The sequence below is a fragment of the Desulfurobacterium thermolithotrophum DSM 11699 genome (assembly GCF_000191045.1).
GTDB classification, from domain to species: domain Bacteria; phylum Aquificota; class Aquificia; order Desulfurobacteriales; family Desulfurobacteriaceae; genus Desulfurobacterium; species Desulfurobacterium thermolithotrophum.
In genome coordinates, this window is sequence record NC_015185.1 from 907,193 (window position 1) to 920,142 (window position 12,950).

Annotated in this window: 14 protein-coding genes; 5 read left to right on the forward strand and 9 right to left on the reverse strand. The window is 35.3% G+C overall.

What is annotated here, in order from left to right; translation table 11 throughout:
- Positions 1-6: 6 nt before the first annotated feature.
- The 7 genes from DESTER_RS04625 to DESTER_RS04655 all read right to left on the reverse strand — a co-directional run bounded on the left by DESTER_RS04625 (position 7) and on the right by DESTER_RS04655 (position 6,981).
- Complete coding sequence (locus tag DESTER_RS04625; RefSeq protein ID WP_013638494.1) at positions 7-468, reverse strand: hypothetical protein; 462 nt, start codon at positions 466-468, stop codon at positions 7-9.
- Positions 468-1,451: an NAD(P)H-dependent glycerol-3-phosphate dehydrogenase gene (locus tag DESTER_RS04630; protein ID WP_013638495.1), complete on the reverse strand. Its 984-nt coding sequence runs from the start codon at positions 1,449-1,451 to the stop codon at positions 468-470. The genes DESTER_RS04625 and DESTER_RS04630 overlap by 1 nt, the downstream gene beginning before the upstream one ends.
- A 2-nt stretch (positions 1,452-1,453) precedes the next feature.
- Entirely contained in the window at positions 1,454-1,783 is a 330-nt protein-coding gene (locus tag DESTER_RS04635) for a putative Se/S carrier protein (protein WP_013638496.1), read from the reverse strand.
- A 12-nt stretch (positions 1,784-1,795) separates the two neighbouring features.
- Positions 1,796-3,262 carry a glutamate--tRNA ligase gene (gene gltX, locus DESTER_RS04640; RefSeq protein ID WP_013638497.1) on the reverse strand — a complete coding sequence of 489 codons (1,467 nt, stop codon included), beginning with the start codon at positions 3,260-3,262 and terminating at the stop codon, positions 1,796-1,798.
- Positions 3,263-3,465: 203 nt separating this feature from the next.
- Positions 3,466-5,268: a translational GTPase TypA gene (gene typA / locus DESTER_RS04645; protein WP_013638498.1), complete on the reverse strand. Its 1,803-nt coding sequence runs from the start codon at positions 5,266-5,268 to the stop codon at positions 3,466-3,468.
- Positions 5,269-5,374: 106 nt separating this feature from the next.
- Positions 5,375-6,424, reverse strand: coding sequence for a heat-inducible transcriptional repressor HrcA (hrcA, locus tag DESTER_RS04650; RefSeq protein ID WP_013638499.1), 1,050 nt, complete (start codon positions 6,422-6,424; stop codon positions 5,375-5,377).
- 41 nt (positions 6,425-6,465) lie between these two features.
- Positions 6,466-6,981, reverse strand: a complete 516-nt coding sequence (locus DESTER_RS04655) for a gamma carbonic anhydrase family protein (RefSeq protein WP_013638500.1) — start codon at positions 6,979-6,981, stop codon at positions 6,466-6,468.
- A 193-nt stretch (positions 6,982-7,174) separates the two neighbouring features.
- Between DESTER_RS04655 and DESTER_RS04660 the strand changes: the two genes are divergently transcribed.
- The 4 genes from DESTER_RS04660 (at position 7,175) to DESTER_RS04675 (ending at position 11,299) form a co-directional block, all read left to right on the forward strand.
- A complete protein-coding gene (locus DESTER_RS04660) occupies positions 7,175-7,501 on the forward strand; it encodes a hypothetical protein (protein WP_013638501.1) in 327 nt (108 codons plus the stop codon).
- 114 nt (positions 7,502-7,615) lie between these two features.
- A complete protein-coding gene (locus DESTER_RS04665) occupies positions 7,616-9,589 on the forward strand; it encodes a cytochrome c3 family protein (protein ID WP_148223774.1) in 1,974 nt (657 codons plus the stop codon).
- A gap of 94 nt (positions 9,590-9,683) precedes the next feature.
- Positions 9,684-10,352, forward strand: coding sequence for a ribulose-phosphate 3-epimerase (rpe, locus tag DESTER_RS04670; RefSeq protein ID WP_013638503.1), 669 nt, complete (start codon positions 9,684-9,686; stop codon positions 10,350-10,352).
- Positions 10,349-11,299: a ribose-phosphate diphosphokinase gene (locus DESTER_RS04675; RefSeq protein WP_013638504.1), complete on the forward strand. Its 951-nt coding sequence runs from the start codon at positions 10,349-10,351 to the stop codon at positions 11,297-11,299. Before rpe ends, DESTER_RS04675 begins: the two co-directional genes overlap by 4 nt.
- Here the strand turns inward: DESTER_RS04675 and DESTER_RS04680 are convergent.
- Positions 11,274-11,840, reverse strand: coding sequence for a PulJ/GspJ family protein (locus DESTER_RS04680; protein WP_013638505.1), 567 nt, complete (start codon positions 11,838-11,840; stop codon positions 11,274-11,276). The two genes, DESTER_RS04675 and DESTER_RS04680, sit on opposite strands and share 26 nt — an antisense overlap.
- A complete protein-coding gene (locus DESTER_RS04685) occupies positions 11,827-12,150 on the reverse strand; it encodes a type II secretion system protein (RefSeq protein WP_013638506.1) in 324 nt (107 codons plus the stop codon). The genes DESTER_RS04680 and DESTER_RS04685 overlap by 14 nt, the downstream gene beginning before the upstream one ends.
- A gap of 64 nt (positions 12,151-12,214) precedes the next feature.
- Between DESTER_RS04685 and DESTER_RS04690 the strand changes: the two genes are divergently transcribed.
- Positions 12,215-12,949 carry a pyridoxine 5'-phosphate synthase gene (locus tag DESTER_RS04690; RefSeq protein ID WP_013638507.1) on the forward strand — a complete coding sequence of 245 codons (735 nt, stop codon included), beginning with the start codon at positions 12,215-12,217 and terminating at the stop codon, positions 12,947-12,949.
- The last annotated feature ends 1 nt before the right edge of the window (position 12,950 follow it).

Sequence of the window (12,950 nt, forward strand, 5' to 3'; positions counted from 1 at the left end):
AATTTCTCAGCAAAGTTGTTCATAAAGAGCTGAAATAAGAATATCAAAAGTTCTGTTAATTTTTTCATCAAAATTTTTAACTTTTACAACGGAAAGATTTTTTTCTATACTTTCAATTAGAAAAAGGAGTTCTTCTTTTCCTTCCGGTTCATTAGCTTTATAGTAAATTAGTTTTTCCAAAAAAGGAAAGAGATAGTTTTTGACTATAAAGACATAAATCTTTCCATTTTCGGACAAAAAATCAATTCTACTGTTAATGTTTATAATTACTTCAAGTTTTGATTCTAGGTTTTCATCATAAATAAGCCGCTTAAACTTTTTAAGTCTTTTCTCTATTTCATCTTTTGTTGTTGGGATTGTATAGTCTCTGTTTGCTTTCCACTGAGGAAGAATTCCTTCAATCCATTTATTTGCTTCTTCCTCAAAAGGGAACATTTCATCTTCTTTTCCAAAATTACAGCATCCCATTAGTAGTTCTCCTCTTTAACAGGACGGGCCATAAGCTCTTTCATTACCTCTTTTGGATTTCTACCTTCATATATAACTTTATAAACTGCTTCACTAATTGGCATTTCTATGCCGAGTTTCTCAGCTATTTTTATAACAGCTTTTACAGTATAAACTCCTTCTACAACAAACTTTCTGTCAACAACACCACTTCCTCTTCCAATTGAAAGACCAAACTGTCTATTTCTTGAAAGATCTCCTGTACACGTAAGAATAAGATCTCCAAGACCTGAAAGACCAAAAAAGGTTTCTTCTTTTGCTCCAAGAGCTCTTCCAAGCTTTTTTATCTCATGAAGACCTCTTGTTATAAGAGCAGCACGGGCATTAAAACCAAGATTCATTCCATCAGAAATTCCTGTTGCAATAGCAATTACATTTTTAAGAGCTCCACCTAATTCAACTCCTCTAACATCACTTGAAGCATAGAGTCTAAAACTTTTTGTATTTAAAGTCTTTACAAGACTTAAAGTTTTTTCTTCATTAAAACCTGCAATAACAGCTGCAGCAGGAAGCCCTGCTGCAACCTCTTTTGCAAAAGTGGGACCTGATAGAACATAGTAATTATCTTTTCTGCCAAAAACCTCTTCATAGACATCGGAAAGTGTTTTAAGAGTTTCTATTTCTATTCCTTTACTTGCACAAATAAATTTTTGTTCTTTTACAAAACTAGAAATTTCTTTCCAGAATTGCTTGGAAAACTGTGTAGGTATAACAGAAATAACAAGCTCCACAGGCTTAGAAAATACATCCTCTAATTTTGAAGTAGCTTTAACAGTTATTGGATACTTAAATCCTTTAAGAAATAGAGGATTTTCTCTATTTTTATTAATATAATCTACAACTTCTAATTCCCTACACCACTGAACAACCTCAAATCCTGACCTTCCAAAGTGAATAGAAAGTGCAGAACCCCAGCTTCCGGATCCTAAAACGGTAATTTTCACGGCTATCTTACCTCTTCAAATCTAGTGCCAACTCTTTTAAAAAGTCCTGAGATAGAAACTCCATTTTCCTTTAGATGTTCTAAAAGTCTATCTTTGTCTTCTTCCTTAACTAAAATACCAACTCCCCAACCTTTATATATCTCGTTTGGAAGTGGAATGGAAACAGCCTTAAATCCTTTTAAGTATTTTTCTGCCTTAAGTCCTTCAGGAATTGAATAAAAGGCTATGCAGTAGTCATATCTTTTAAAGAGTCCTGAAAAACGCAAAAAACACTCTTTCATATGAAGTCTTATTCCTGTAGCTATAAAGGAAAGCTTTTTATTTTCAGCCATCCTAACTCCGTTTTAGTTAGATTTATTTGCTAACTGGCTAAGACTATTACTAATTCTTTTTAAAACTCTTTCTTTTCCAAGAAGTGAAATTAAGATATCTAATTCAACCCCTTTCATCTTACCAGTAAGAGCAATTCTCACAGGCATAAAAAGATTTTTACCTTTTGCTTTCAACTCTTTCCCTACTTCTTTTACTATCTGCTTAAACTTTTCTGAAGATAACTCCTCATCAAGGTTTTCTACCTTAACATAGAAAGTTTCAACTACCTTTAATCTTACTTCATTTTCTAATACAAATTTTTTAGCTTCTTCTTCTATTTCAAAGTCATCTTTTAGGAAAGTTTCCATATAAATAGGAGCCTCTGAAAGTACAGTAAGATAATCTCTTGTGACCTCTACAACTTTTTCAAGCCAGCTTCTATCAAATTTACTAACTTCAAAACCAACTTTTTCAAGATAAGGAATAATGAAATCTGTTAGTTTATCAATCGGATAGGCTCTAATGTAAACCTGATTCATCCAATTAAGTTTAGTTGTATCAAAAACAGCAGGTGCACTGTTTACATCCTTTATATCAAACCTTTCAATTAGCTCTTCCATGGAGAGAATCTCTTTTCCATCTTTTGGATACCAGCCAAGAAGTGCTAAGAAATTTGTAAAGGATTCAGAAAGGTATCCTTTATCTCTGAATTCTTTAACGCTGGTTGAACCGTGGCGCTTTGAAAGCTTACTTCTATCTGTTCCAAGAATCATTGGAAGATGAGCAAACTGCGGAATAGAAAATCCAAGAGCTTCATAAAGAAGAATTTGCTTAGGAGTATTTGATATATGATCTTCTCCTCTTATGACGTGAGAAATTTTCATAAGTGCATCATCAATAACTACAACAAAGTTATAAACAGGCATTCCATTTGAACGAACCAAGACAAAGTCACCACCTAGCTGTCTACTATGAATTTCTATTTCTCCTTTTATAAGGTCTTTAAACTTTATAACTCTATCTTCTGGAACTTTAAATCTAAGTACCGGTTTTCTACCTTCAGCTTTAAATCTTTCTTTTTCTTTTTCCGTAAGATTTCTACACTTTCCAGTATAACGAGGAGGTTCTCCTCTTTCCAGCTGTTCTTTTCTCATTGCATCCAATTCTTCAGGTGTACAGAAACATTCGTAAACAAGTCCTTTATTTTTTAACTCCTCTATGTACCTTTTGTAGATATCTAATCTTTCAGACTGTCTATAAGGACCATAATCACCACCGATGTTTGGACCTTCATCCCAGCTTATTCCCATCCACTTAAGAGCTTCATAAATTACATTAACTGCTTCTTCGCTGTGTCTCTCAAGATCTGTATCTTCTATTCTTAATATGAGCTTTCCATCATTATGCTTTGCAAAGAGATAGTTAAAAAGAGCTGTTCTTGCATTTCCTACGTGCATAAAACCTGTGGGACTTGGAGCAAAACGAACTCTTATAGACATTAACTCCTCCGGTCTTTATGTAATTGAAATTTCTGCCTATTTTATTTTACGATTTAAAAGTTCTTTATTTAAGAAAGAATTTCTTGATTACATAAGTAGCAATCACAACTTCTATTAATTTTATAGAAATCGAAAGGAGGATTAACCTCCTCTTAGGTATTGCTCTTATTCTTTGGTAAAGTTGTTTTAATCTGTTCACATTTTTACCCCATTTTCTGCTTCTGATATCTTTTCCTTTCATTTGGATCAAGGAACTTCTTTCTTAATCTAATTGACTCTGGAGTTACTTCAACAAGTTCGTCTTCTTCAATCCATTCAAGAGCTCTTTCAAGTGTCATCTCAACAGGAGGAGCAAGTTTTATAGCTTCGTCACTTCCAGCAGCTCTAATGTTTGTAAGCTTCTTCCCCCTTATAGGATTAACATCAATGTCTCCTTCTCTATTGTGCTCGCCGATAATCATTCCCTTATAGACCTTATCTCCTGGTTTTACAAAGAGTTTTCCTCTTTCTTGAAGATTATAAAGAGCATATGCCGTTGCAACGCCATTTTCCATTGAAACAATTGCTCCATTTTTACGTCTATAAGGAACTCCTGAAAATTCTCTAAACTCTAAAAAGGTGCTGTTCATTATTCCTTCACCCTTTGTGTCTGTGAGAAACTCACTTCTGTAGCCTATTAAACCTCTCGAGGGAATTACAAACTCGATTCTTGTTCTTCCAGCTCCCATTGGTGACATAGAAATCATTTCACCTTTTCTCTTTCCAATTTTTTCAATAACAGTTCCCGTAAACTCATCTGGAACATCAACCACAAGGAGTTCAAAAGGTTCTAACCTTTTGCTATTTTCCTCTTTAACGATAACTTCAGGTCTACTTATTGAGAATTCATATCCTTCTCTTCTTAGAGTTTCAGCAAGAATAGCAATTTGGAGCTCTCCTCTTCCAGAAACCTTAAACTTTCCTTCTCCGAGCTCCTCAAACTTCATCGCAACGTTTGTTCTCATTTCTTTTTGAAGTCTATCTTTTAGTTTTGTAGCAGTTACGTGCTTTCCTTCTGTTCCAGCAAGAGGCGAATCGTTAACACTTATAAAAACACTTATTGTTGGCTCTTCTATGTGGAGTGGAGATAGGGGAACTGGATTTTCGTAGTCTGCAATTGTGTCACCAATGTTGAGTTCTTCAAACCCTGCAACTGCAACGATGTCTCCAACAGGTGCTTCGTCAACTTCAAGCCTTTCAAGACCTTTAAATGTGTAGAGCTTAGTAATCCTTCCTTCCCTAATCTCTCCATTTTGCCCAATGACTTTGGCTGCCATTCCTTTTTTAACTATTCCATTGAAAACCCTTGCAATTCCAATTCTTCCGACATAATTGTCGTAATCAAGCGTAAAAATTTGCATCTGAAGTGGAGCATCAGAAGAGCCAGATGGTTCAGGAATATGGCTGATTATCGTTTCAAAGAGCGGTAATAAATCGTTATTGTCATCTTCAAGGTTAAGTTTGGCATAACCATTTTTCGCAGATGCGTAAATAACTGGAAACTCTAACTGTTCTTCTGTAGCATCCATGTCAACAAATAGATCAAAAACTTCATCAACAACTCTATCAGGTTCAGCTGCCGGTTTATCTATCTTGTTAACAACAAGAATCGGTTTAAGCCCGAGAGAAAGTGCTTTCCTGACAACAAACTTGGTTTGAGGCATAACTCCTTCCTGAGCATCAACAAGAAGGAGAACCCCATCAACCATTTTCAAAACCCTTTCAACTTCACCGCTAAAGTCTGAATGGCCGGGAGTATCAATTATGTTTATCTTGTAGTCTTTGTAGAAAATAGCTGTGTTCTTTGAAAGAATTGTTATTCCCCTTTCTCTCTCAAGGTCAAAAGAATCAAGGACTCTCTCTTCTTCAAGCTTCCTTAGGGTTCCGCTCTGCTTCAGCATCTCATCAACGAGTGTAGTTTTTCCATGGTCAACATGAGCTATAACCGCAATATTTTTTATTTTCATGAGTTCTTCTCCAGTTTTTAGTTTAGATTGATAAAAAGTATGAGAAAATAGAAACTTAACAAGCGTTTTCAAAGTTTTTAATTATAGAAATCAGAAAACACTTCGCTTAAGTATATTCATTGCTAAGGATATAGGATAGAGCTTTAGCTACGTTTTCAACAATAGGAATGATTTGGGAATAATCCATCCTTTTGGGGCCAATAATTCCAATTACACCACTATTTCTATAGCCAACTTGGAACTTTCCAAGAACAAAGCTAAAAGGTTCAAAAGGCTTTACTTCTGTTTCAGAACCTAATATAACATCAATGTTTTTATTTTTTTCTAGAAATTCAGAAAACATTTCTAAAAGAATATTTTTCTCTTCTAAGATTCTTAGAATTTCTTTTAATCTTTCTATATCATCAGCAAGAACATTTACTATATTGGATGTCCCTTGAAGTTTTAATTGGTTAACTTCATTAAGAGTTGAAAGTATTTGAGAATTAACTTTAAAGGATAAATCTGCAAATTCTTTTCTAACTGTGTCAATTTCCTCTACTAATTCTTTTTTTATTTCGGATAAAACTTTTCCTTTAAAACGTTTTGTTAGTTCTCGAGAGAGTCTCGAAAGTTCAGACTCTGCAATTTCGACATCTATTACTTTGTGTAGAATATGATCGGGAGAAAAGTTAACTACTACTAAGACTTTTCCGTATGCTACCTTTACAAGAGTTATGTTATTAACGGTTAAGTTTTCAACGAGGTTTATACCAAAACCAAGATAACCTGTAGAATTTTGGAGAAAATCAAGAACTGTAGAAAGTATATCTCCTACCTCGTAAACACCTACGGATTTAACGTAGTCAAGAAGTCTATTTACTAAGGAGCTGTCCTTTTCTCCTAGTGCTAAGAAGAGATGATTAATGTAGATCTTTAGTCCTTCATCAGTGGGTATTCTTCCTGCAGATGTGTGGGGTTGATACAAAAATCCCTTATCCTCAAGATCAGCCATCACATTTCTAATGGTAGCTGAGCTTATCCCCATCTGATAAACTTTCTGAACTGTGCGAGAACCAACAGGTTCTCCCGTTTTTATGTAGAGCTCTGCTACCTTTAAAAGAATATCCCTTTCTCTTTCTGTTAATTCCTGAAAAATGTTTTCTCTTTCCAACATTCCTTCCTTAAACTATTCATTTTTCTTAAGTAAATATAAGACTATGAAAAGTACTTTAAATATTCATCCTTATACGAAACGTATCTTTCAGCATGTCTTTTTAAGTCTTTAATTTCTTCTTCTGTTAGACTTCTAACAACCTTTGCAGGAAATCCCATAATTAAACTTCCTGGAGGAAATTCTTTGTTAGGAGGGACAAGAGTACCTGCTGCAACTATAGAATTTTCGTTTATTATTGCTCCATCAAGTATTATTGCTCCTATGCCCACAAGACAGTTATCTTTAATAGTACAACCATGAAGCTTTACTGAATGTCCTACAGTAACATAGTTTCCAACAATAGTCGGATGAGTTTTATTTGTAACGTGAACTACACTTCCATCTTGAATAGAAGTACACTTCCCGATTTTTATGTAGTTAACATCTCCTCTTAGAATTACCCCAAACCAAATACTACTATCGTTTCCTATCTCAACATCTCCGATAACCACAGCATTTTCAGCAATGAATACCCTTTCTCCAATCTTCGGTTTCAAGTCCTTAAATGGTTTAATCAACTGTGTTCCTCCAAATGAAACTTTTTCAAATTATAGCATGCTACGAGTTTTAAAAAAACGAATTGATTTATTCTCTAATATATTTAGAGTTTTTAACATAAACAGAAGTTATAAAGATATTGACAAATTTATAAATTTGTTTAAAATAGTATTCATAGATTTCCATTAATGAATATTGAGTAAGGAGGGAGTCATGAGAAGAACGTTGGGAATGGCGCTTGCCTTTATACTATCGTCTACCTTTAGCGCCATTGCTGCACACCCAGATGTAACTCTTAAAGATCAGTTTGGTAAGCCTGTTTCAGAATCAGGATTACCTGTAGACATCAGACAAAGTTGCAGTGCTTGTCACGACATTGATTTCATTGCAACAGCCTACCACTTTCAGCAAGGGAGACTTGCAATTCTTTCCCCCGATATCTATCAAAAGTACTACGAAAAATACGGTGATACTCAATTTACAAATGGTCTCCCAAAGGAGTTAACAAAGCTTGATATGGGTATGTACGGGAAGCTCTGACCACCTGCATACCGCCAGTTGGCGCCTCAAGAAGCTACAAATGCTGGACTAGTTGACCTTACAACTCCGGATTATGCAAAGAAATGTGGAATGTGTCACCCTGGTGGTGGCCCAATGGAAAAAGATAGAGACGACAACTTCCTCCATCAAAAAGCTCTTTCAGAAATTCAAGCAGAGTTTGATGCAGGAAAGATTCCAGGCGATTATGCAATATGGAGCTCTACCGAGAAAAAGTTTGTTCCTTTTGAATGGAAAATAAATGTAAATGGACAGGATATCAACAATACAATGGCTCCTACGTGTTTTTATTGTCACTCAAAGAAAATAGCCACAGACTGGGATACAGCAGCAACTGGAACTTTAAAGTTTAGAACAACCTTAAACGGTAAAGCTGTTGGAAAACCTTACTTTGCTGCAGCAGATGCTGTTGGAGGAGGAATTGCATCTATAAATGCAACTAATTTAACTCTTACATATGTAAATAATGGAACTATTGGAGATAATGAGATTGGTAGAGCTACTGATTTCCACTGTGGACACTGTCATGGAGCAAGTGGATTTGAGGATATAAACGGCGATGGCATCAATCCTCTTGACTTTGTGATTCAAGTTAAAGACCTAAAGTTCATGCATCCAGACTTCATGAAAGAAGCAATGGTTTGGCAGTTTCCAACTGGAAGTAAAAATATAGATGTACACAAAGCTGCAGGAAAAGGATGTGTTGACTGTCATCAACCTGTTAGTCATGAGTATATCGGAGGTGGTTACTTCCCATCTTCTACAACTTTAATACCTTCTCATGACTTTGCAAAAGGTAGCTGTGGACCCGCTTTTGGAGTAATGTGGAATCAATTAGGTGGAAGTCTAACCTGTGAAAAATGTCACACAAACCCTGTAGACTTTCACACAGCGTACTTTGGTCCTGCTGCAAGTACTCATATAGATAAAGTTGCTTGTACAACATGTCATATTGGTAGAAAGTATTTCTATAGAGTTAAGCTTATAGATTGGACACTTCCTATGTTTGTTGTTACAGGAAATGCAAATTCAATTAACTTCTGGGGACTTGACAAGCATGGATATCTCTACGGTGATCCTGTTAATGGTAAGTATGAAGATATAGCATGGCTTCCAGAAAGGGACTTTGAAACTGGAGAGGTTAAGTGGAAAATTAAGCCAGTAAACGCAATGGGAGTTCTGCTCTTTGAGGATAACTCTTCAAGAGAGTTTAAGCCTGTGCTTGCAAGGTATCTTGCGAAAGTATTTAAGGTTGATCCAAATCTACCAACTAAGTATATGAAGGTAGAAATAGATCCTTCTACAGGCAAACCTAAGTATAGTCCTGCAACTACAAATACAGGAGAAACACTTAACATTCTTAACATTCAAGTAGTAAAAGGTGGTGTTATAGCCAATGATGAAGATCTAAACAGTGGTAACTTCACTCTCTGGCGAGCAGTTCCTAACTATATAGATGTAGACTTAGACGGTAAGTATACTAAAGGAATTGATGTTCAAATTACCGATGATACAGGACTTACCGGAACTACCGACGGTGATCCGGAATTAAATACGAAAGAGGAAGTTGAAGCAGCAATTAACACTCTCAAGAAAGTTATTACTTCTGCGACTGGGAAAACAGACGTTGAAGTTAAACTCGTTGCAACAACTGACGCTTTTGGAATGAGTCATAACATTAGACCTGCTAATGAGGCTCTTACTTGTGGTGATTGTCATGGAACAAGAACAACAGGACTAGAGGGAGCTCTCTTTACAAATACAACACCTTTATACTTCCCATATGACGCCGAAGTTGAGAATGCAACTTACTTTGATAAAGAAATTGATAGAGCTCCAACAGAAGCTTCTTACGCAGAACATATCAAAGTAGAACTTACTGCAGCAGGATATGGAACTACTGATAATGGAACAGCTACTACAACTGCTAACGCAACAACTACTACTAATTCTACATCTACAAGTAGTGGAGGTGGATGTTCCATAGCTCCATCAGCAGGACTGGGCGGAGCAATTTCAGGTCTTCTTGGACTTTTACCACTTGCATTCTTTAGAAGAAAGAAAAAATAAACAGGAAGATAGCAAGTAGTATTTAAGAGGAGGGGGCAAGAGCCCCCTTTTTTTTATTTGGTAGAATTCAGCCAAATCTTCAGGAGGATTTCAAATGCCACTTCTTGCTCCTTCTATTCTTTCAGCAAACTTTGCAAATCTTGAGAGAGATATAAAAGAAGTTGAGCTTGGGGGAGCAGATCTTCTTCATATTGATGTTATGGATGGCAGATTTGTGCCAAATATAACTATTGGTATTCCGGTGGTTGAATCTATCAAAGATGTAACAAAACTTCCCTTAGATGTTCATCTTATGATAGTTGAACCAGAAAAATATATTTTAGATTTTGCAAAAGCTGGTGCAGACTGGATATCTTTCCACTTTGAGGCAGCGGTTCATCACCACAGGATAGTTTCAATGATTAAAGAGCTTGATAAAAAGGCGGGGATAGTCATAAATCCTTCTACTCCTGTTTTTCTTCTTGAGGAAATTCTTCCATTTGTAGATTTTGTTTTGGTTATGTCTGTTAACCCTGGTTTTGGAGGACAAAAGTTTATAGAAACTTCTGTTGAAAAGATAAAGAAACTGAAAAGAATATGTGAAGAAAAAGGACTTGAAGTAAAAATAGAAGTTGATGGAGGAATTAAAATAGACAATGTTCAAAGAGTACTCCAAGCAGGAGCTAGTATAGTAGTTGCAGGTTCAGCAGTGTTTAACGGTAATATCAAGGAAAATGTAAAAAAATTTAAAGAAAAATTTAAAAATTTCTCGGAGGTAAAATGAAACAGGTCAAACTTATAACTGGAAGTTCAAATCCCCAGCTTGCAAGGGCTATTTCTGGTAATCTTGGAATACCTCTTGCAGACGTAACAGTTGGACGATTTAGTGATGGAGAAGTTCAGGTAGTAATAAATGAAAGTGTCAGAGATTGTGATGTTTATATCATTCAATCTCTTTGCTATCCTGCTAATGACAATATCATGGAACTTCTTTTAATAGCTGATGCTCTAAGAAGAGCTTCTGCTGGAAGAATTACAGCTGTTATACCTTACTATGCATACGGAAGACAGGATAGAAAGGTAAATCCTAGAGACCCAATTAGTGCTAAGCTTTTAGCAGATATACTCACTGTTTCTGGAATAAATCATGTCGTCGTTATAGATCTTCACGCTAGGCAAGTAGAAGGGTTTTTTGATATTCCAGTTGACCATCTTCAAGCAAGACCTGTTTTAAGTGAATACTTCCTTTCTGTAGGACTTGGAGGTGATGATACTGTTGTTGTATCTCCAGATATAGGTGGTGTAGCAAGAGCAAGAAATTTTGCAAAAGTATTGGGTTCTCCAATAGCAATAATTGACAAAAGAAGACCTAAACCAAATGTTGCTGAAGTTATGAACATCATAGGTGAAGTAGAAGGGAAAAGAGCAGTAATCATTGATGACATCATAGATACAGCCGGAACAATTGTTAACGCTGCAAGAGCTATTAAAGAAAGAGGTGCAAAAGAAGTCTATACAGCTTGTACTCATCCTGTATTTTCAGGTCCTGCAGTTGAAAGACTTTCAGAAGCAGTTAAAGAAGGAGTTATAAAAGAAGTCGTCGTAACAGATACAATTCCTTTAAGAGAAAAATTTGAAGGAGTAAAAGTTTTATCTGTTTCTGGAATGATTGCAGAAGCTATAAGAAGAATCCACTTTGGAAAATCTATAAGTAGAATGTTTGATTTCTAAGTTTAAGTATAAGAGGGAGCTCTCCTCCCTCTTTTTCAAATTTAAGAACAACTTTAACAAGAGAAGGTTTTCCTCCTTGAATTCCATCGTACCAGTTTCCAAACTTTGAAAAGAAAACACTAAATTCTTTAACTTTTGATGTTAATGGAACATCAACACCTGTTAAAGATGTAGAATTAAGCTTATACTCGCTTCTTATTAGATAATGTAGTTTTTTCTCCCTGTTTTCGTATATCCAATACTTTACCCTGCATATTCCTTTAAAGTAGTAGCAAGAATTTGTGTAAAATTCTAAAGTTTCATTTCCTTCAGCGTCTTTCTTAACAGAAAGTGTTCCATATCGCTGATCTGCAGATTCGATGTCTTTTAAAAAAACATAGAAAAGAGGAAAAATAGTTGATTGAAGTTTGCTGCTTTTAGCAGAAGATTTACCAGATTTTTCTATAAAATTGAAAAAGGAATAAGAAACAGTAATAATAAAAATTGTAAGAGATACTGCTATTAAAAGTTCAATTAAAGTAAAACCCTTAGCGGGCTTCATAGAGCTCTACCATCATTTCGTTATCTTCAGTTCCTGCTTGAACCTTCACAATTCTATATCCCATTAGTTCTTCAAAGTCTTGCTTAGCTTTAATCTTGTAGTTAAGAATATAAGTATCTCTATTACTTTTTCCCATATAAACTGTTTCATCAAGCAAATTGTGAGCAGCTATAGTAGAAAGAGTATTTTTCAAAGAAAGTACTGAAGTTTCTGCTATTCTTCCAGATAAAATAAGAAATACTGAAAAAGCCATCCCTGCGATTGCTACAGCAATAATAACCTCAAGAAGCGTAAAACCTTTTTTAAACATAAATACTCCTTTAAAGTTTATATTTATAATTATAATTCTTAACTTAAAGTCACTTGGAGGAAAGATGAGAAAAAGAATAAGACTTGGGGTTAACATAGACCATGTAGCTACAGTTAGAAACGCAAGAAGAACTTTTGAACCAGATCCCGTTCATGCAGCAGTCATTGCAGATCTTGCAGGAGCTGATCAAATAACACTTCATGTAAGAGAAGATAGAAGGCATGTAAACGAAAGAGATTTAAAGCTAATAAAAGAAGTAATTCACTCAAGAGTAAACCTTGAAATGGCAGCAACAGAAGAAATGGTAAGTCTTGCTATCCAAGTAAAACCTCACCAAGTAACTCTTGTTCCTGAAAAGAGAGAAGAAATAACAACCGAAGGTGGACTTGATGTTGCTGGCCAAAAAGAAAAAATAGAGGAAACTGTGAAAAGACTAAAAAGTGCTGGAATAGTAGTTAACCTTTTTATAGATCCTGATGAAGAGCAGATAAGGGCGGCCAAAGAAGTCAATGCAGATGCAGTTGAACTTCACACAGGTCGTTATGCAGAAGCTTTTAATGAGAAAAAGGAAAAGGAAATAAAGGAAGAAATTGAAAGATTAAAAAGAGCAGCAAAATTAGGGAAGGAATTAGGCTTAAAAGTCTACGCCGGTCACGGGCTTACTTACAAAAATGTTAAACCTATAGCTGATATTCCAGAAATTGAAGAATTAAACATAGGTCACTCAATAGTAGCTAATGCTGTCTTAAAAGGTTTAAAAGAAGCAGTTCAAGAAATGATAAGGATAATTAACTCTTAAA

Bases quoted from the DNA above. Each gene is read 5' to 3' on its own strand.
- DESTER_RS04625 (WP_013638494.1), bottom strand. From the start codon at position 468: ATGGGATGCTGTAATTTTGGAAAAGAAGATGAAATGTTCCCTTTTGAG.
- DESTER_RS04635 (WP_013638496.1), bottom strand. From the start codon at position 1,783: ATGGCTGAAAATAAAAAGCTTTCCTTTATAGCTACAGGAATAAGACTT.
- gltX (WP_013638497.1), bottom strand. From the start codon at position 3,262: ATGTCTATAAGAGTTCGTTTTGCTCCAAGTCCCACAGGTTTTATGCAC.
- typA (WP_013638498.1), bottom strand. From the start codon at position 5,268: ATGAAAATAAAAAATATTGCGGTTATAGCTCATGTTGACCATGGAAAA.
- hrcA (WP_013638499.1), bottom strand. From the start codon at position 6,424: ATGTTGGAAAGAGAAAACATTTTTCAGGAATTAACAGAAAGAGAAAGG.
- DESTER_RS04660 (WP_013638501.1), top strand. From the start codon at position 7,175: ATGAGAAGAACGTTGGGAATGGCGCTTGCCTTTATACTATCGTCTACC.
- DESTER_RS04665 (WP_148223774.1), top strand. From the start codon at position 7,616: ATGGAAAAAGATAGAGACGACAACTTCCTCCATCAAAAAGCTCTTTCA.
- rpe (WP_013638503.1), top strand. From the start codon at position 9,684: ATGCCACTTCTTGCTCCTTCTATTCTTTCAGCAAACTTTGCAAATCTT.
- DESTER_RS04675 (WP_013638504.1), top strand. From the start codon at position 10,349: ATGAAACAGGTCAAACTTATAACTGGAAGTTCAAATCCCCAGCTTGCA.
- DESTER_RS04680 (WP_013638505.1), bottom strand. From the start codon at position 11,840: ATGAAGCCCGCTAAGGGTTTTACTTTAATTGAACTTTTAATAGCAGTA.
- DESTER_RS04685 (WP_013638506.1), bottom strand. From the start codon at position 12,150: ATGTTTAAAAAAGGTTTTACGCTTCTTGAGGTTATTATTGCTGTAGCA.
- DESTER_RS04690 (WP_013638507.1), top strand. From the start codon at position 12,215: ATGAGAAAAAGAATAAGACTTGGGGTTAACATAGACCATGTAGCTACA.